Here is a 16,772-nt window from a genome sequence, read left to right as displayed (position 1 = left end):
TCCCGTACCTTCCAGGAGTGACACCACCGTGAGCGAGCAGCCGCAGCAGCCGTCCCAGCCGCCCGGTTACGGCTACCCGAACCAGGGTCCCGGCGCGGCCGGCCAGGCCGGCCCCTACGGCTACCCGCAGGGTGGCTACCAGCAGCCCGGCTACCAGCAGGCGCCCGGTGGCTATCAGGCGCCCGGGTACCAGCAGGCGCCCGGGTACTACGCCGGCGACCCCGGCGCGCCCTATGGCTACGACCCCTATGGGCGCCCGTACTCCGACAAGTCGAAGATCGTCGCCGGTGTGCTCCAGCTCTTCCTCGGCGGGTTCGGCATCGGTCGCTTCTACACCGGTTCCGTCGGCATCGGCCTGGCCCAGTTGTTCACCTGCGGCGGGCTCGGCTTCTGGGCGCTGATCGACGGCATCATGTACCTCGTCAGCAACGACCGCACGGACGACCAGGGGCGGATCCTGCGTGGCTGACGCGGCGCGTTCGGTGCCGTCCAACGGGCGGCGCCCGCCTTGGCATCCCGCGGCGGCACCCCTCGCGGTGCTCGTCGCGGGCGCCGCGGGCGCCGGCTACCTGTGGTTCACCGACCCGCACGAGCCCGGCCACCTCCTGCCCCAGTGCCCGTTCCGGTACGTCACCGGTCTGCTGTGCCCGGCCTGCGGTGGCACGCGCATGGCGTACGACCTGATGCACGGTCACTTCACCGCCGCCTGGCTGGACAACCGCGCCTTGCTGCTCGCCGCGCCGTTCGCCTTGGCGCTGTGGGGTCGCTGGACGGCGGAGGGGTTGCGCGGCCGCTTCTACAAGCCCCGGATCGCGCCCTGGGCCCAGGCCCTGATCCTGCTGACGGCGGTGGCCTGGACGGTGGTCCGCAACCTCGTCTGAGGCGCCTTGGTGCCGGAGTCGTGATCGAATGATCACGGAATGGGAACGTTCGATCGAATCCACTCCCACATGCCCCACCCGTCTCTCTATGCTCCCTACGCACAGGGGGGACGGCCACGCCGTTGCGTCGTGGGCCGCCGTGCACGGTCAGTGTGCGATCAGCGGCGTTCCTTCCTGGGCCCCCGGGCAATCCGTCCCGGCCCGTTTCACATCTCCCCAGGAGCACCACCGTGACCGTCCCCCCGAACCCCGCCGCTCCCTACGGCTTCGACCCGCAGGGCCGCCCGTACTCCGACAAGTCGAAGATCGTCGCCGGCATCCTCCAGCTCTTCCTGGGCACCCTGGGCATCGGCCGCTTCTACGTCGGTTCCGTCGGCGTCGGCGTCGCCCAGCTGCTCACCTGCGGTGGCCTGGGCTTCTGGGCGCTGATCGACGGCATCATCTTCCTGGTCAGCAACGACCGCACCGACAAGGAGGGCCGGGTGCTGCGCGGCTGACGCCGCCTCACGGCCTCGCGGTAACGACCGAGGGCCCCGATCGCGTCGATGCGATCGGGGCCCTCGGTCGTGCGCGTCGGCGCGCGGGTCAGAAGCGGCGCGTGATCAGCGCCCGCTTCACCTCCGCGATCGCCTTGGTGACCTCGATACCGCGCGGGCAGGCGTCCGTGCAGTTGAAGGTCGTGCGGCAGCGCCAGACGCCGTCGCGGTCGTTGAGGATCTCCAGCCGCTGCTCGCCGGCCTCGTCACGCGAGTCGAAGATGAAGCGGTGCGCGTTGACGATGGCCGCCGGGCCGAAGTACTGCCCGTCGTTCCAGAACACCGGGCACGAGGACGTGCAGGCGGCGCACAGGATGCACTTCGTCGTGTCGTCGAAGCGCTCGCGGTCCTCGGCCGTCTGGAGGCGCTCACGCGTCGGCTCGTTGGTGTCCTTCGTGATCAGGAAGGGCATCACGTCCCGGTACGCCTGGAAGAACGGCTCCATGTCGACGACCAGGTCCTTGAGGACCGTCAGGCCCTTGATGGCCTCGACCGTGATCGGCTTCTCGGGGTTGATGTCCTTGATCAGCGTCTTGCAGGCAAGGCGGTTCTTGCCGTTGATCCGCATGGCGTCGGAACCGCAGATGCCGTGCGCGCAGGAGCGGCGGAAGGTGAGGCTTCCGTCGAGGTCCCACTTGATCTTGTGCAGCGCGTCGAGGACACGCTCCTTCGGGTCGATCTCCAGCTGGAAGTCTTCCCAGGTCGCCTCGGCCGAGACCTCCGGGTTGAACCGCCGGACGCGGAAGGTGACCGTGATGTACGGGGAGTCGGCGAAGCCGGGCTCGGGAGCCTTGTCGCTCTTCTCCATGACAGGGGTAGCCATCAGTACTTACGCTCCATCGGCTGGTAGCGGGTCTGGACGACCGGCTTGTAGTCGAGCCGGATGGACTCGGCGCCGTCGTCGCCCACCTCGCGGTACGCCATGGTGTGGCGCATGAAGTTGACGTCGTCGCGGTTGGGGAAGTCCTCGCGGTAGTGACCGCCGCGCGACTCCTTGCGGGCGAGCGCGGACACCGCCATGACCTCGGCCAGGTCGAGCAGGTTGCCCAGCTCGACGGCCTCCAGCAGGTCGGTGTTGAAGCGCCGGCCCTTGTCCTGGATCGACACGTTCTTGTAGCGGGCGCGCAGCTCGGCGAGCTTCTCGACGGCCGTCTTGATCGTCTGCTCGGTGCGGAACACCATGACGTTGGCGTCCATGGTCTCCTGCAGCTCGCGGCGGAGCGTCGCCACCCGCTCGGTGCCGGTGGAGGAGCGCAGCCGCTCGATCTGCTCGACGACCAGGGACTCCGGGTTCTCCGGCAGCTCGACGAAGTTCGCCTTCTGCGCGTACTCCGCCGCCGCGATGCCGGCCCGCTTGCCGAAGACGTTGATGTCCAGCAGCGAGTTGGTGCCCAGGCGGTTGGCGCCGTGCACGGACACGCAGGCGACCTCGCCGGCCGCGTACAGGCCCGGGACGACGGTGGTGTTGTCCAGCAGGACCTCACCCTCGACGTTGGTCGGGATGCCGCCCATCGCGTAGTGGGCGGTGGGCTGGATCGGGATCGGGTCCGTGTAGGGCTCGATGCCGAGGTAGGTCCGCGCGAACTCCGTGATGTCGGGCAGCTTGGCGTCCAGCTGCTCCGGCGGGAGGTGGGTGAGGTCCAGGTAGACGTGGTCGCCCTCGGGACCGCAGCCGCGGCCCTCGCGGATCTCCGTGTAGATGGAGCGGGAGACGACGTCGCGGGAGGCGAGGTCCTTCATGACCGGCGCGTACTTCTCCATGAAGCGCTCGCCGTCCTTGTTGCGGAGGATGCCGCCCTCACCGCGGGCGCCCTCCGTCAGCAGGATGCCCATGCGCCAGATGCCGGTCGGGTGGAACTGGAAGAACTCCATGTCCTCCAGCGGCAGCCCGCGCCGGTACACGGCCGCCTGGCCGTCACCGGTCAGCGTGTGCGCGTTGGACGTCACCTTGAAGAACTTGCCGGTGCCGCCGGACGCGTAGATCACGGACTTCGCCTGGAAGACGTGGATCTCGCCGGTGGCCAGCTCGTAGGCGACCACACCGGCCGACTTCTTGACGCCGTCGACCTCGGTGATCAGCTGGTCCAGGACGTAGAACTCGTTGAAGAACTCCACGCCCTCCTTGACGCAGTTCTGGTACAGCGTCTGGAGGATCATGTGACCGGTGCGGTCGGCCGCGTAGCAGGACCGGCGGACCGGCGCCTCGCCGTGGTTGCGGCTGTGACCGCCGAAGCGGCGCTGGTCGATGGTGCCGTTCGGCGTCCGGTTGAACGGCAGGCCCATCTTCTCCAGGTCGAGGACCGAGTCGATGGCCTCCTTCGCCAGGATCTCGGCGGCGTCCTGGTCGACCAGGTAGTCACCGCCCTTGACCGTGTCGAAGGTGTGCCACTCCCAGTTGTCCTCCTCCACGTTGGCCAGCGCGGCGGCCATGCCGCCCTGCGCCGCGCCGGTGTGGGAGCGGGTGGGGTAGAGCTTCGTCAGGACGGCGGTGCGGCTGCGCTTCGTCGACTCGATGGCCGCGCGCATGCCGGCGCCACCGGCGCCGACGATGACGGTGTCGTACTTGTGTACCTTCATGATTTTCGCAGCCCCGTGCCTAGCGGATGTTCGGGTCGAAGGTGAAGATCACCAGCGTGCCCAGCAGGATGGTGAACACCGTGGCGGTGTAGAGCAGGCCCTTGAGCCACAGGCGGGTGTTCGGGCGCTCCGCGTAGTCGTTGATGACCGTGCGCAGGCCGTTCGCGCCGTGCAGCATCGCCAGCCACAGCATCAGCAGGTCCCAGACCTGCCAGAACGGCGAGGCCCAGCGGCCGGCCACGAAGGCGAAGCCGATCTTGGAGACGCCGCCGTCCAGCACCAGCTGGATGAGCAGGTGGCCGATGACCAGGACGACCAGCACGACGCCGGACAGGCGCATGAAGAGCCAGGCGGCCATCTCGAAGTTGCCGCGCGTGGACTTCGGGGACTTCTTGGTCCGCTTGCGGGGCGGCTCGATCAGCGGCGCCGGGTTGTCCACGGTGTAGGCGGAGGCGCCCGCGCCCTCGACGGGGCCGATGCCGGAGGCGGTGGTTTCAGTGGTGGACATCTGCGTCAGCTCCCGAACACTTCACGAGCGGCGTGGCCGAGGACGGGGTAGATCGCCCCGATCATCAGCACGACCCACAGGCCGACGACGGTCCAGAGCATCTGCTTCTGGTAGCGGGCGCCCTTGATCCAGAAGTCGACCGCGATGACGCGCAGGCCGTTGAGCGCGTGGAACAGGATGGCGGCGACGAGGCCGTACTCCAGCAGCGCGACGATCGGGGACTTGTACGTGGCCACGACGGTGTCGTAGGCCTCGGGGGACACACGGACGAGAGCGGTGTCCAGCACGTGGACGAACAGGAAGAAGAAGATGAGGACGCCGGTGACTCGGTGAGCCACCCAGGACCACATTCCTTCCCGGCCGCGGTACAGCGTTCCAGCCGGCACGGAAGTTTCCTCCGGGAGCGGGGATTGGGGCCGCGCCGGCTTTCCTTGTCGGTCGGGCCCGGCCGGGTACGGTCCACCGGCCCCCAGCATCGTAGCGACGGTTGCCTGCGGCGCTTACGGGGGGCCTGCCTGTGTGATCAAAGTTGCACTCAAAGGAGCAGTGGGGTGGGTGCGGGGCGGCTACTGGGGTGGGGGTTTGTCTTGTATGCCGGGTGCGGGTCGTCAGTGGTTGCTCGCGCAGTTCCCCGCGCCCCTTATGGCACCCGTCAGCCGTGCCCTTGCAAGGCGCCGGAGTTCCTCTGCCGCCACCAGGCGCTCCTCGTCCGGATCGTTTGTCAATCGTGACCGGATGCCTGCCAGTACGTGGTCCAGGGCCTCGTCCGCGGCCATGCCGTCCAGGCAGATGACGAACGCGTGTCCGAAACGGCGCTCGTAGGCCGCGGTCGCCGCGCTCAGTGCCGTGTGGGCCGCTGCGTATGTGTCCTCGGGGAGGGGTGGCAGCACCTCTGTCGCCAGGGCCTCCGTCAGGTCGTCCGGGGAGAGGTCGTATGCCGCCTCGTCCGCGGCGGCCAGCAGGGACGGCAGGTCCGGGTAGGGGCGGTGGGAGGCGAGGCGGTGGGCCCAGTGGTGGCTGTTCAGGCAGGTCAGGAGCGTGCGGGTGACCTCGTCCGCGGACGCGGCGTTGAAGCGCGCCAGAGCGGAGGCCGTTACCGGTGTGACACGGGTGGTTTGCACCGGTACCGGTATGGCCACTCGGGCGGGGAGGTCTGGGAGACGGTGCGCAGGCAGCGTGGGTCCTCGTGGGCGTCACGTGTGTGTCGGCAGGGGATTGTGCGAAAGGTGTGGCGTCACGTTATCGAGTGACGGCATCGCGTGTCCGTCCAGTGCCCGAATTTCACCCGAACGGGAGAGTTTCAGAACATGTGGTGGACGCATGGCGGAGCTCACGGCCGTAGGTTGGCGCTGTGAGCCAGCACGGACGCCGGACGCCGGCGAACCAGGTGAGGCAGCGGGCCGTGATCGCCGGTGCGGTGGTCGCCGCGCTCGGCGTGGGAGCCGGCCTGTGGGCCACCGACGGTGAGGGTGACGGCGGGCCCGCGGGCTCGGCCGCGCGGTCCTCCCCGGAGGCGGCCGCGCCCAGCCCCAGCCGCTCCTACGCGCTGTCGAAGGAGCCGCGCACCATACCCGCCGTACGCGAACACACCGCGGCCCGCGGCCCCGGCTGGCAGCCGGAGAAGGCGCACCGCGTCGTCGTCGCCGACGCCGGACTCGCCGACGAGGGGCGCCTGATAGCCGGCGAGCTGGGGCTGACGTACGCGGGGGAGAAGGACGACGAGCGCGCCGGGGACGTCCTCCTCGACGTCAAGGAGGACAAGGGCGCGGGCTCCGAGTCGTACACCATGACCGTGCGCGACGGCCGCGTCACCGTCACCGGGCCGGCCGAGGCCGGCGTCTACTACGGCACCCGCACCCTGAAGCAGGCGGTGGACGGCGGCGGCACCGCGCCGGAGGGCGTCGTGAAGGACGAGCCGGCCAAACCGCGGCGCGGCTTCAGCCTCGACATCGCGCGCAAGCACTACGACGCCGACTGGATCAAGGACCGGATACGCGAGCTGGGCGACCTGAAGTTCAACGAGCTGGGCCTGCACTTCTCCGACGACCAGGCCTTCCGCATCGAGTCCGACTCGCACCCCGAGATCGTCTCCGACGACCACCTGACCAAGGCCGAGGTCAAGGAGATCATCGACCTCGCCGCGTCCCGGCACATCACCGTCGTCCCCGAGATCGACTCGCCCGGACACCTGGGCGCCGTGCTCGCCGCCCACCCCGACCTCCAGCTGCGCAACGCCCAGGGCACGCCCACGCGCGGCGCGATCGACATCTCCAAGCCGGAGGCCGCCGAGATCGTCGACGACCTGCTGAACGAGTACGCCGACCTCTTCCCCGGGTCGCGGTTCCACCTGGGCGCCGACGAGTACCAGGCGCTCGTGGTCTCCAATCCCGAGGCGTCCTACCCGGACCTGGCCGCCGCCGCCCGCGAGGCCTACGGCTCCGGCGCCACCGTCGCCGACCTCACCACCGGCTGGCTCAACGACCGCGCCAAGACGGTCATGGCGCACGACCGCACGCCGCGCGCCTGGAACGACGGCTTCTTCAAGGACACGTCCGTCGAGCCCCTGAAGGACATCAAGGTCGCCTACTGGACCGGCAAGGAGATCGGCGCCCGCCAGCCGACCGAGTACCTCAGTGAGGGCCGCGACGTCCTCAACTACAACGACGAGTTCCTCTACTACGTGCTCGGCGAGCCGCAGACCTTCGTCTACCCGACCGGCGAGCGCATCTACGAGCAGTGGACCCCGCGCGTCCTGCGCGGCACCACGGCGGTCGACGCGAAGTACGACGACCAGATACTCGGCGGCAGCTTCGCGGTCTGGGGCGACATCCCCAGCGCCCAGACGCAGGCGCAGGTCGCCGAGGGCATCCGGCTCCCGCTGGCGGCGACGGTCCAGAAGCTGTGGGACCCGGACAAGCCCGAGCTGTCCTGGGCCGACTTCAGGTCGCTGGCGAACCGGCTCGACTGATCCCGCACGCCCCCCCCGGGCCCCGCGCGGATTGTCCGATACGGCTGCGAACTCCCGTACGGCTGTGGTGGTCTTTGGGCGAGCCGAACCGACACGCCGGGGGGACCGGGACATGGGCTACTGGGGGTATTTCGTCGTGGGCCGCGCCGACCGGCCGCTCGCGGAGCTGGACGCGCTGCCGGGCGCCGCGGACATGACCCTGCGCCTGTCCGCGCCGGACGGCTGGCAGGTGTGGGAGTTCCCGGGCGGCGACGGGGACGTCGGGAACATGAACGACCTGGCCGGGCAGACCGGCGCGCCCGCGCTGTTCGGGTACGTCATGGACAGCGACTGCGTGGTCGTGGAGGCGGCGGCGCCCGAGAGCGGGGCGTGGACGACGTGCCTGGCGCGGTCCGCGATGGCCGGGTACCTCGGCGCGGAGAAGGAGGGGCTCACCCTGGAGGACTACTTCCTGGAGCCCCGCGACGCCGCCGAGCGTGCCGTGGCCTGGGCCGCGGAGGCCGGGCGCACCGCGAGCGCCGGGGAGTTGGCGGAGGTGCTGTCGGCCGACCCCGGCGCCGGTCGCGGGTCCGGACCCGGCGCCGATCCTGATGCCGGCTCCGGTCCCGACGCCGACGCCGACGCCGTCGCCGAGGCCGGACCGGTGGCCGAAAACCTCTTCTTCCGGTTCCTCGACCGGCTCGGTGTGGTGCCGCTGTGACACTCCCGGGCCGTCGCACGCAGTAAGGGGAAGTGCGGGCTCCGTGGTGGTGAGCGGGCCGAGGCGGTAGGAACAGGGAGGCACCGGATGAGCCTGGTGGAACTGATCGCGCGGGCCGACGCACGCGGACTCGCCGGGAGCGGACTGGCTTGTTTGGACCGCTGCGTCCCCCTGCTGGACGGCGACGACGAGGTCCTCAGACCTCTGTGGGCGACCCTCGCCGACGGCGCCGGCGACGGGTCCGGCTGGGCGCGGGGGCTGGCGCAGGTGCGCGACAAGCTCGCCGGTCCCGACGCCGAGGGCGAGGACGAGGCCGTGCTCCTGGCCCGCCGGATGCTGGCCGCGGCCCCGGACGAGTGCTCCGGCGCCGCGATACGGGTGTGGGCCGACGCCTGCTCGGTCGCCTCGCTCCGCGTCCACCGGCTCCTCGACCCCGCGACGGACGCCGCCACCGAGGCAGCCGACGTCCGCGGGGAGGACCGCACTCAGGACCGCACAGAGGGGCTGTCGCCCCTCGTCGTCGCCGAACTGCGCCGCCAGGTCACCGTCCTCGAAGTGCTCGCCGGCCACGGCCCGGCCGGGCTGCGCCGGGCCCTGGAGGTGTCCACGGAGGGGCGCCGGGTGCTGCGCGCGGTGGTGTCCCGCCGGGCACGCGGACGGAGCTGACCACAGGGCGTGCCGCCGGGCCCACCTGTGACCGTCGTGCGGGGAACGCGCGGCGGCGGTGCGGCGGACGTGGTGGAGGTGGGGTGGTCCTGCGCCGGTTGCGGAACGGCCGGGGTACGCGTGTGACGAAACTCCGTCCGGCGGCGCTCTAGCGGTTGTGACGACTGTGACCAGCGGATTGACGACCCAGCAGGAAAACCGGCCGTCGGCCGCCGCGAAACCGGTGCGGTGGGCGGCGGACGCGGTGGCCACGATGCGCGAGGGCGCCCGGCTGCGCCTGGACTATTCGGCGCAGAGTCTGTGGCGCGTCGATCGCGTGATCGACGGCATCCGGCGCGAGGGAGCACCGTACGCCGCGGTGGAGAACGCGCTGCGCGGACTCGGCGCCTACGCCGGGGAGGTGATCGTGCGTCAGTCCGGTGGCGAATGGTGGGCGACCGGCGGCGACCACTGGGTCCGCACGCCCGACGGCCGGCTGTGGGACCCGATCGACGAGGCCCGCCGCTGCTTCGCCGGCGACGGATCGCTCCGGCTGCTGTGCCGGGACGCGGCGACGGCCGGGTGACGGGCCGGCCGGGAACCGTACAGAAACGATTCTCCGGCCGCGGCCTGTGACACCCGGGGCGCCCGGTCCGCTGGATCAGCGGGGGAGCCGGGCCGTGGGTGCCGGCCTCCCGTCGCCGAGCGAAGGGGTGAGGTGGTCCGGGTGGAGCAGCGGGGCGGGGTGGGCGGCGGCATACCGCGGGCCCGCGAGATGCGGGCCTGCGCGACGGCGTTCGTCGGCCGGGTCGCGGTCGGCGGCCGGCTGCCGCTGGACTACTCCCCGGCCAGCCTGCGCATCGTCGACTTCCTGGTCGACGGGCTGCGCAAGGGAGGCACCGACCACGACCGGGCGCGCGGCACGCTGCTCGGCCTGGGTGCCTACGTCGGTGAGGTGCTCGTGCGCCGGGCGGGCGCGGTGTGGCTGGACTTCGACCCGGACCAGCGGGCGTACTTCGGGCAGCCGGTCGGCGTACGGATGCCGGACGGGCGCGTCTGGAACCCGCTGGGCAGGGTGCACAACCGCCTGGCGGGCGGCGGCCCCGAGGAGTCGCTGCACACCTTCTACCTGACGCTGCACGGGCGGGCCCGGCGCGTGCGGCCCGCCGTGCGGTGAGGGGCGTCCGGTCCGCCGTGCGGTGAGGGGCCTCCGGGGCGAGCCCTGTGACACTTCCGTGCGCGCCGACGCTGATGACCGTGGGGGCGGGCTCAGCCGAGCGCGCGGAGAACTCGGTACGGACGAGGACGGTTCTTGGGCCAGCGAGGGGAAGCCCGCCGCGTACAGGCGTACGACGGGGAACTGGGCGCGGCCGTCGCGCGGGCCCAGGAAGGTGACGAGGCCGCCTTCGCGGTCGCCTACCGGCTGGTGCAGCCCGGTCTGCTGGGCTACCTGCGCGGACTCGTCGGGGACGACGCCGAGGACGTCGCGGCGGACGCGTGGCTGGAGATAGCCCGCGACCTGCGACGCTTCAAGGGCGACGGGGCCGGCTTCCGGGGCTGGACGGCCACGATCGCCCGGCACCGGGCACTGGACCACCTGCGCCGCCAGAAGGTACGGCCCAGACCGACGGCGCTGGAACAGGACGTACTGGACCTGCCCGGCCCGCACTCCACGCACGACCAGGCCCTGGAGACGCTGTCCACCGAGGCGGCCCTGGCCCTGGTCTCGGGACTGCCGCGCGACCAGGCCGAGGCCGTGCTGCTGCGGGTCGTCGTCGGCCTCGACGGACCGTCCGCCGCGCGTGTCCTCGGCAAGCGGCCGGGCGCGGTGCGCACGGCGACGTACCGGGGGCTGAAGCGGCTGGCGCGGGAGCTGGGCGTCGACGGTGTGACGGAAGACGCGCCCAGGACGCTGGGGGATTCGACATGACGGGCACCGACGGCGGCGGCCCGGCGGACCGAGCGGGAACGGAGGCGGACATGGGCGCACGGCACGGCGAAGGCGCCGACGACGGCGACCGCACCGGCCCCCGGGCCGCCCGCCGCGACACCCCCGGGACGGAGGGGCTGCTCGCCGCAGCGTTGCGGGGGGAGCCCGTCGACGCGGAGGGCGAGCGGCGGGCCGTGGCCGCGTTCCGGGCCGCCCTGGACGCGGAGCCGGGCCGGGCCGCGCGCACCCGCCGGCGGGACGACTGGCGCCCCCTCGAGCGGCGGCGCGCGGGGCGCACGCTGAAGACCGCGCTCTCGGTGCTGCTGGCGAGCCTCACCCTGGGCGGCGTCGCCTACGCGGCGATCGGCGGGGGCGGTTCCGCCACGGACACCGCCCGGCCGGAACGCACTCGCCCGTCCCTCGCCAAGGACGGCACCACGGTCCGCCCGGTCCCCGCCCCGAGCCCCGGCACCACGTCCCCCGGCGCCTCGGCACGGCCGGACCGTCCGGACGCCGCCCGGGACACCGAGGCCCACTGCCGCGCCTACGAGCGACTCGAAGGCAGCGGCAAGGCGCTGGACGCCACGGCCTGGCGGCGGCTGGTCGCGGCGGCGGGCGGCGAGAAGCACGTCGCCGCCCACTGCGCCGAGCAGCACCCCCGACAGGCCCGGCCGAGCGCCGCGACCGACGGGAACAACGCGACCGACGGGAACAAGCCGAGCGGAGCCGCCGACCCGGCCCGGCCGGAACCGGCGAACGGCAACCCGAACGGCGGCGGCAGCGGCAGCGACAACGGCAGCGGAGAGGGCGGGAGCGCGGACCGGGCGGAGCCCGCGGACCGGGCTCCCGGCAAGGCCAAGTAGCCTCGCACCAGGGGAGATCGCGGCGGCCAAGGCAACGGCCGGGGCCGCCACCCCCCACAGGAGAGGCCCCGGCCGTCGCGCGGCACGGGCCGCGCGGCGGCCCGTACTCCCTACAGCGCCGGGACTGCGTTTTCTGTCACACCTCACCGCGTCACGGCTTAGTTGCAGCTTGTACGGCAATGGGATGGGGACATGGACGAGCGGCGGTTTCAAGACGTAACGTGCCATTCGCGCCGACCAGCGGGGGCCTCGCTCCCGCGACGGCGTCGCGGTAGGCCACCGCGACCATCAGTTGAGACACCACGACGGTGAGGACCACGTCCGCGAGAGCGGCGCCGGTTTTGGCGCAGAAAGGCTTCTCGGTGCTGGGGGACGACGCGGAGCTGACCGCCGCGGTGCGTGCTGCACAGGGCGGGGACGAGACCGCGTTCCGGACCGTGTACCGCGCCGTGCATCCGCGGCTGCTGGGATACGTGCGGACACTGGTCGGTGATCCGGACGCCGAGGACGTGGCGTCCGAGGCCTGGCTGCAGATCGCCCGTGACCTGGAGCGGTTCGACGGCGACGCCGACCGGTTCCGCGGCTGGGCCGCCCGCATCGCCCGCAACCGTGCCCTGGACCACATCCGCATGCGCGGTCGCCGCCCCGCGATCGGCGGCGACGAGACGGAGCTGACCGGCAAGCCCGCCGAGTCGGACACCGCGGGCGAGGCCATGGAGGCCCTGGCCACCGACAGCACCCTCTCCCTCATCGCCCGCCTGCCCCAGGACCAGGCCGAGGCCGTCGTCCTGCGGGTGGTGGTGGGCCTGGACGCCAAGAGCGCCGCCGAGACGCTGGGCAAACGGCCCGGCGCCGTCCGCACGGCGGCGCACCGCGGTCTGAAGCGCCTGGCCGAACTGCTCGGCGGCGATCCGGAATCGGGCGGCGGGCTCGACGCCCTGCCGCCCCAGCGAGAACCGCGCGGCCGTGCGGTGACGTCCGCGAGTGTGACGCATACGCGTGCGCGGACGCAGAAGGACATGTGATGGCCGACGAGCAGGACAGGTGGCTGGACCGCGAAACGGCGGAGATCTTGCTGCGCGGAGAGTCACTGGAGGCTGTCGACCCCGCCGCCCGCGACCGTGCCGAACGACTCGCCGGGGCCCTGGGCGCCCTCTCCGTCCCACCCGTGCCGACCAGCGGGGAACTCCCCGGCGAGGCGGCCGCGCTGGCCGCCTTCCGCAAGGTGCGCGCCGAGCGGGCCGACGCGCCGCAGGGGACGTCGGCCGCCCTCGGGCACGGCACCGCGGCGCCGCCCTCCGACGCCGGACTGGTCCGTATCGGCCCGCGCGGCGACGGCGCCCGGCGCCCCCGCCGGCACCGTCCACTGCGCCTCGGGCTGGCCGCCGCGCTGACCGTCGGCATGATCGGCGGGGCGGCGGTGGCCGCGGGAACCGGAGCCTTGCCGACGCCGTTCGACGGCAGCCGGCCGGACCCCGCCGCCACCGTCTCGGCCGCCGCGTCCCCCGACCGGCCGCTCGCCTCGCCCTCGCCGCTGGACGGCGTGCGGGGCGGGCCGGTGCCGGGCAGCCCCACGCCCGGCGCGCCGGACCGGGGCAGCGCGCGGGACGGGGCGGACGGCGATACGGACCAGGACCCCGGCACCGACCAGGACGCCGACGCCGACGCCGACGGCCGGGCAACCGGCGGCGGGCGGCCTGACCTCGCCGCGTCCTGCCGAGACGTACGCGCCGGCAAGGGACTCGACGGCGCCCGTCGGCGCGCGCTGAAGGAGGCGGCCGGTGGTTCGTCCCGGGTCGTGAAGTACTGCAGGAACCTCCTCGCCGGGACCGACAGCGGCGCCCAGGACCGCGGCGGTGGCCGGGAAGGCGGCCGGGACTCCGACGAGTCCGGAGAGAGGAACCGGGACCGGGAGACCGGGAGGGACTCCGGCGACAAGGACGACAGGAGCGGCAAGGGCGGCGAGGGCGGCGAAGAGGGCAAGGGCGGCGGTGCAGGCGGAAAGAAGGGCGGCGGTGACGGCGGCGGCAAGGACGATGACGACGACGGCCACCACATAGCCCCGCCCGCCGGGCAGCACCACGACCCGCACGCCCCCTCGGCCTACGCGCCCCTGCCGCGGCAGGGGCCGACGTACCCGCCGCACACGTCGTCCACCGTCGCCGATCTCCCCCTTGACCTGCACTTTTCCAGGGGCGCAGGAATTTCCTCACCCCGGGTGTGACACTTTCGGCCGCCGTGGCGCAGTAATGAGTGAGCCGACTGGTCATCGGCTTTCGCACCGAGCCGGGGTTCCCCCCGTACCTACGGCTCGTGCACCTCGGCGCGGGCGGGACACGTTCCCCCGGTCCCGCCCGCGCCCCATTCACCGCCCCCGGCGGGGTCCCACCGCCTCACCGGTACACGACGACCTTGTCGCCGTTCCTCACCTGCGCGTACAGATCCGCGATCGCCGCCTCGTCCCGTACGTTGACGCAGCCGTGCGAGGCACCCGCGTAACCGCGTACGGCGAAGTCGTCCGAGTAGTGCACGGCCTGGCCGCCGCTGAAGAACATCGCGTAGGGCATGGCCGAGTCGTAGAGCGTCGAGACGTGGTGGCGGGACTTCCAGTAGACCTGGAACACGCCCTCCCGGGTCGGCGTGTACTGCGAGCCGAAGCGCACCGGCATCGTCGACACGGTCCGTCCGTCGATCATCCAGCGCAGTGTCCGGCTCGACTTGCTGACGCACAGCACCCGGCCGTTCAGACAGCGCGGGTCGGGCGCGGCGGCCGGCTGCCCGCCCATCAGGTACAGCTCCCACTTGCCCGGCTCCCGCGTCATCCCCAGCAGCCGCTGCCAGGTGACGGTGTCGGTCCGACCCGTCCTGGGCAGCCCGCGCTTGCCCTGGAAGCCGCTCACCGCGCGCTCGGTCGGGTCGTCGTACGTCCCGGTCGGCCCGTCGACGAGCCACTCGACCTGGCGCAGCCGGGCCTGCAGCTCACGGACGTCCCGGCCGGTGTCGCCCGGCAGCCACAGCGCCGGAGGTTCGGCACGGGCGGTCGGCGAACTCGACGCGGGGTCGCCGCCCGACGTGCCCTTCGGCATCCGGGGCTTCTTGGGTTCCTCCGGCTTCGCCGGCTGCTTCGGCTCCTTCGGCGGGGTGCCGGTCACGTCTATGTGCACCGGCGCGCGTCCGGCGCCGTCGGCGCTCGTGCCCTGCACGGTGCAGCCGCCCGCCGCCAGCGCGGCCCCCAGGGCGACGGCGACCGCCCTTCCCACGCTTCCCATACCCGTCATACGCATCACGGCCCCCCGCCGTCTCACCGTCCCGCACGGACGTCCCCTGAGATGTTCCCCGCGGATGACGCGGCGTGAACGGCACGGCATCGTTGTGACCGGGACCGCACCAAGGTTGTGAGCAAGGTCCCAGCGTGCGCCCCTGCACCGGGTGGCGCGCACGCCGATACAGTCCGTCGGAGGGTCGGTCTGTACTGGCGAGTATCTGACGGGTAGTTCGAGCAGTTCGAACATGTGCTCAGCGGGAGGCAACACACCATGGCGCGCGAGTCTGAGTCCGGACTGCCCATCGAACCGGTCTACGGGCCCGACACCCAGGCGGACTGGGACCCGGCCGAGAAGCTCGGCGAGCCCGGGAAGTACCCCTTCACCCGGGGCGTGTACCCGTCGATGTACACCGGCCGGCCGTGGACGATGCGCCAGTACGCCGGTTTCGGCACGGCGACGGAGTCCAACGCCCGCTACAAGCAGCTGATCGCCAACGGCACGATGGGTCTCTCGGTCGCCTTCGACCTGCCCACCCAGATGGGCCACGACTCCGACGCGCCGATCGCGAGCGGTGAGGTCGGCAAGGTCGGCGTGGCGATCGACTCGATCGACGACATGCGGGTGCTGTTCGGCGGGATCCCGCTGGACAAGGTCTCGACGTCGATGACCATCAACGCCCCCGCCTCCCTGCTGCTCCTGCTCTACCAACTCGTCGCCGAGGAGCAGGGCGTCGGCGCCGACCAGCTCACCGGCACGATCCAGAACGACGTGCTGAAGGAGTACATCGCGCGCGGGACGTACATCTTCCCGCCCAAGCCGTCGCTGCGGCTGATCGCGGACATCTTCAAGTACTGCAAGGCCGAGATCCCGAAGTGGAACACCATCTCGATCTCCGGCTACCACATGGCCGAGGCCGGTGCCTCGCCCGCGCAGGAGATCGCGTTCACCCTCGCGGACGGCATCGAGTACGTGCGTACGGCGGTCGCGGCCGGCATGGACGTCGACGACTTCGCGCCCCGCCTCTCCTTCTTCTTCGTGGCCCGTACGACGATCCTGGAGGAGGTCGCCAAGTTCCGCGCGGCCCGCCGGATCTGGGCGCGGGTGATGCGCGAGGAGTTCGGCGCCAAGAACGCCAAGTCCCTGATGCTCCGCTTCCACACGCAGACCGCAGGCGTGCAGCTGACCGCCCAGCAGCCCGAGGTCAACCTCGTCCGCGTCGCCGTACAGGGCCTGGGCGCCGTCCTCGGCGGCACCCAGTCCCTGCACACCAACTCCTTCGACGAGGCCATCGCGCTGCCGACCGACAAGTCCGCGCGCCTGGCCCTGCGCACCCAGCAGGTGCTCGCCTACGAGACGGACGTGACGGCGACCGTCGACCCCTTCGCCGGCTCCTACGTCGTCGAGAAGATGACCGACGACGTCGAGGCGGCGGCCCTGGAACTGATGCGGAAGGTCGAGGACCTCGGCGGCGCGGTCAACGCGATCGAGCACGGCTTCCAGAAGAGCGAGATCGAGCGCAGCGCCTACCGCATCGCCCAGGAGACCGACTCCGGCGAGCGGGTCGTGGTCGGCGTCAACCGTTTCCAGCTCGACGAGGAGGAGCCGTACGAGCCTCTCCGCGTCGACCCGGCCATCGAGGCCCAGCAGGCCGAACGCCTCGCGAGACTCCGCGCGGAGCGCGACCAGCAGGCGGTGGACACCGCGCTCGCCGCCCTGAAGAAGGCCGCCGAGGGCGAGGACAACGTCCTCTACCCGATGAAGGACGCCCTGCGCGCACGGGCGACGGTGGGCGAGGTGTGCAACGCGCTGCGGGAGATCTGGGGAACGTACGTACCCTCGGACGCCTTCTGACGTCTTCTGACGCCTGCTGACTGGGCGCTGGCGATCGCGGGGATCGG

Annotated in this window: 19 protein-coding genes; 13 read left to right on the top strand and 6 right to left on the bottom strand. The window is 72.1% G+C overall.

What is annotated here, in order from left to right:
• Positions 1 to 28: 28 nt before the first annotated feature.
• From RI578_RS15280 to RI578_RS15270, 3 genes are all read left to right on the top strand, one after another.
• Positions 29 to 469, top strand: coding sequence for a TM2 domain-containing protein (locus RI578_RS15280; protein WP_310871616.1), 441 nt, complete (start codon positions 29 to 31; stop codon positions 467 to 469).
• Positions 462 to 881 carry a DUF2752 domain-containing protein gene (locus tag RI578_RS15275; protein ID WP_310871615.1) on the top strand — a complete coding sequence of 140 codons (420 nt, stop codon included), beginning with the start codon at positions 462 to 464 and terminating at the stop codon, positions 879 to 881. Before RI578_RS15280 ends, RI578_RS15275 begins: the two co-directional genes overlap by 8 nt.
• Before the next feature lie 230 nt (positions 882 to 1,111).
• The gene (locus RI578_RS15270) at positions 1,112 to 1,378 is read left to right on the top strand and encodes a TM2 domain-containing protein (protein WP_121748808.1); all 267 of its coding nucleotides are present in this window, start codon (positions 1,112 to 1,114) and stop codon (positions 1,376 to 1,378) included.
• A gap of 88 nt (positions 1,379 to 1,466) precedes the next feature.
• On the opposite strand, the gene RI578_RS15265 is transcribed toward RI578_RS15270, so the two are convergent.
• The 5 genes from RI578_RS15265 to RI578_RS15245 form a co-directional block, all read right to left on the bottom strand.
• Complete coding sequence (locus RI578_RS15265) at positions 1,467 to 2,240, bottom strand: succinate dehydrogenase iron-sulfur subunit (RefSeq protein ID WP_121748809.1); 774 nt, start codon at positions 2,238 to 2,240, stop codon at positions 1,467 to 1,469.
• Positions 2,240 to 3,994: a succinate dehydrogenase flavoprotein subunit gene (sdhA, locus tag RI578_RS15260; protein WP_310871614.1), complete on the bottom strand. Its 1,755-nt coding sequence runs from the start codon at positions 3,992 to 3,994 to the stop codon at positions 2,240 to 2,242. Before sdhA ends, RI578_RS15265 begins: the two co-directional genes overlap by 1 nt.
• A 19-nt stretch (positions 3,995 to 4,013) precedes the next feature.
• Positions 4,014 to 4,502: a succinate dehydrogenase hydrophobic membrane anchor subunit gene (locus RI578_RS15255; RefSeq protein WP_121748811.1), complete on the bottom strand. Its 489-nt coding sequence runs from the start codon at positions 4,500 to 4,502 to the stop codon at positions 4,014 to 4,016.
• Between the two features lie 5 nt (positions 4,503 to 4,507).
• Positions 4,508 to 4,888 (bottom strand): succinate dehydrogenase, cytochrome b556 subunit, encoded by a 381-nt coding sequence (gene sdhC, locus RI578_RS15250; protein ID WP_121748812.1) that lies wholly within the window; start codon positions 4,886 to 4,888, stop codon positions 4,508 to 4,510.
• 222 nt (positions 4,889 to 5,110) lie between these two features.
• The gene (locus RI578_RS15245) at positions 5,111 to 5,635 is read right to left on the bottom strand and encodes a 2-oxo-4-hydroxy-4-carboxy-5-ureidoimidazoline decarboxylase (RefSeq protein ID WP_310875774.1); all 525 of its coding nucleotides are present in this window, start codon (positions 5,633 to 5,635) and stop codon (positions 5,111 to 5,113) included.
• Between the two features lie 218 nt (positions 5,636 to 5,853).
• Between RI578_RS15245 and RI578_RS15240 the strand changes: the two genes are divergently transcribed.
• The 9 genes from RI578_RS15240 (at position 5,854) to RI578_RS15200 (ending at position 13,832) form a co-directional block, all read left to right on the top strand.
• Entirely contained in the window at positions 5,854 to 7,470 is a 1,617-nt protein-coding gene (locus tag RI578_RS15240) for a glycoside hydrolase family 20 protein (protein WP_310871613.1), read from the top strand.
• Between the two features lie 112 nt (positions 7,471 to 7,582).
• Complete coding sequence (locus tag RI578_RS15235) at positions 7,583 to 8,170, top strand: hypothetical protein (RefSeq protein ID WP_310871612.1); 588 nt, start codon at positions 7,583 to 7,585, stop codon at positions 8,168 to 8,170.
• A gap of 87 nt (positions 8,171 to 8,257) precedes the next feature.
• Complete coding sequence (locus tag RI578_RS15230; protein WP_310871611.1) at positions 8,258 to 8,836, top strand: hypothetical protein; 579 nt, start codon at positions 8,258 to 8,260, stop codon at positions 8,834 to 8,836.
• Between the two features lie 178 nt (positions 8,837 to 9,014).
• The gene (locus RI578_RS15225) at positions 9,015 to 9,401 is read left to right on the top strand and encodes a hypothetical protein (protein ID WP_310875773.1); all 387 of its coding nucleotides are present in this window, start codon (positions 9,015 to 9,017) and stop codon (positions 9,399 to 9,401) included.
• A 189-nt stretch (positions 9,402 to 9,590) separates the two neighbouring features.
• Positions 9,591 to 9,992, top strand: a complete 402-nt coding sequence (locus RI578_RS15220; protein WP_310875772.1) for a hypothetical protein — start codon at positions 9,591 to 9,593, stop codon at positions 9,990 to 9,992.
• A 135-nt stretch (positions 9,993 to 10,127) separates the two neighbouring features.
• Positions 10,128 to 10,745 (top strand): RNA polymerase sigma factor, encoded by a 618-nt coding sequence (locus RI578_RS15215; protein ID WP_310871610.1) that lies wholly within the window; start codon positions 10,128 to 10,130, stop codon positions 10,743 to 10,745.
• Positions 10,742 to 11,608 (top strand): hypothetical protein, encoded by an 867-nt coding sequence (locus RI578_RS15210; protein WP_310871609.1) that lies wholly within the window; start codon positions 10,742 to 10,744, stop codon positions 11,606 to 11,608. The genes RI578_RS15215 and RI578_RS15210 overlap by 4 nt, the downstream gene beginning before the upstream one ends.
• Positions 11,609 to 11,970: 362 nt before the next feature.
• Entirely contained in the window at positions 11,971 to 12,633 is a 663-nt protein-coding gene (locus tag RI578_RS15205; protein ID WP_310875771.1) for an RNA polymerase sigma factor, read from the top strand.
• Positions 12,633 to 13,832, top strand: coding sequence for a hypothetical protein (locus tag RI578_RS15200; RefSeq protein WP_310871608.1), 1,200 nt, complete (start codon positions 12,633 to 12,635; stop codon positions 13,830 to 13,832). The genes RI578_RS15205 and RI578_RS15200 overlap by 1 nt, the downstream gene beginning before the upstream one ends.
• A gap of 169 nt (positions 13,833 to 14,001) precedes the next feature.
• On the opposite strand, the gene RI578_RS15195 is transcribed toward RI578_RS15200, so the two are convergent.
• Complete coding sequence (locus RI578_RS15195) at positions 14,002 to 14,892, bottom strand: L,D-transpeptidase family protein (protein ID WP_310871607.1); 891 nt, start codon at positions 14,890 to 14,892, stop codon at positions 14,002 to 14,004.
• 252 nt (positions 14,893 to 15,144) lie between these two features.
• On the opposite strand from RI578_RS15195, the gene RI578_RS15190 reads away from it, so the two are divergent.
• Positions 15,145 to 16,725, top strand: coding sequence for a methylmalonyl-CoA mutase family protein (locus RI578_RS15190; protein ID WP_310871606.1), 1,581 nt, complete (start codon positions 15,145 to 15,147; stop codon positions 16,723 to 16,725).
• Positions 16,726 to 16,772 lie beyond the last annotated feature (47 nt).

Origin of the sequence: Streptomyces sp. BB1-1-1, assembly GCF_031597775.1 — a bacterium.
Taxonomy (GTDB): domain Bacteria; phylum Actinomycetota; class Actinomycetes; order Streptomycetales; family Streptomycetaceae; genus Streptomyces; species Streptomyces thinghirensis.
The sequence above is the reverse complement of the archived record's forward strand: the minus strand, read 5'-3'. Positions and strand labels throughout refer to the sequence as shown.

What these genes read in the sequence shown, in the direction of transcription:
- RI578_RS15195 (WP_310871607.1), bottom strand. Translation starts at nt 14,892, where the DNA reads ATGCGTATGACGGGTATGGGAAGCGTGGGAAGGGCGGTCGCCGTCGCC.
- RI578_RS15235 (WP_310871612.1), top strand. Translation starts at nt 7,583, where the DNA reads ATGGGCTACTGGGGGTATTTCGTCGTGGGCCGCGCCGACCGGCCGCTC.
- RI578_RS15190 (WP_310871606.1), top strand. Translation starts at nt 15,145, where the DNA reads ATGGCGCGCGAGTCTGAGTCCGGACTGCCCATCGAACCGGTCTACGGG.
- RI578_RS15210 (WP_310871609.1), top strand. Translation starts at nt 10,742, where the DNA reads ATGACGGGCACCGACGGCGGCGGCCCGGCGGACCGAGCGGGAACGGAG.
- sdhA (WP_310871614.1), bottom strand. Translation starts at nt 3,994, where the DNA reads ATGAAGGTACACAAGTACGACACCGTCATCGTCGGCGCCGGTGGCGCC.
- RI578_RS15220 (WP_310875772.1), top strand. Translation starts at nt 9,591, where the DNA reads ATGCGGGCCTGCGCGACGGCGTTCGTCGGCCGGGTCGCGGTCGGCGGC.
- RI578_RS15230 (WP_310871611.1), top strand. Translation starts at nt 8,258, where the DNA reads ATGAGCCTGGTGGAACTGATCGCGCGGGCCGACGCACGCGGACTCGCC.
- RI578_RS15200 (WP_310871608.1), top strand. Translation starts at nt 12,633, where the DNA reads ATGGCCGACGAGCAGGACAGGTGGCTGGACCGCGAAACGGCGGAGATC.
- RI578_RS15265 (WP_121748809.1), bottom strand. Translation starts at nt 2,240, where the DNA reads ATGGCTACCCCTGTCATGGAGAAGAGCGACAAGGCTCCCGAGCCCGGC.
- RI578_RS15255 (WP_121748811.1), bottom strand. Translation starts at nt 4,502, where the DNA reads ATGTCCACCACTGAAACCACCGCCTCCGGCATCGGCCCCGTCGAGGGC.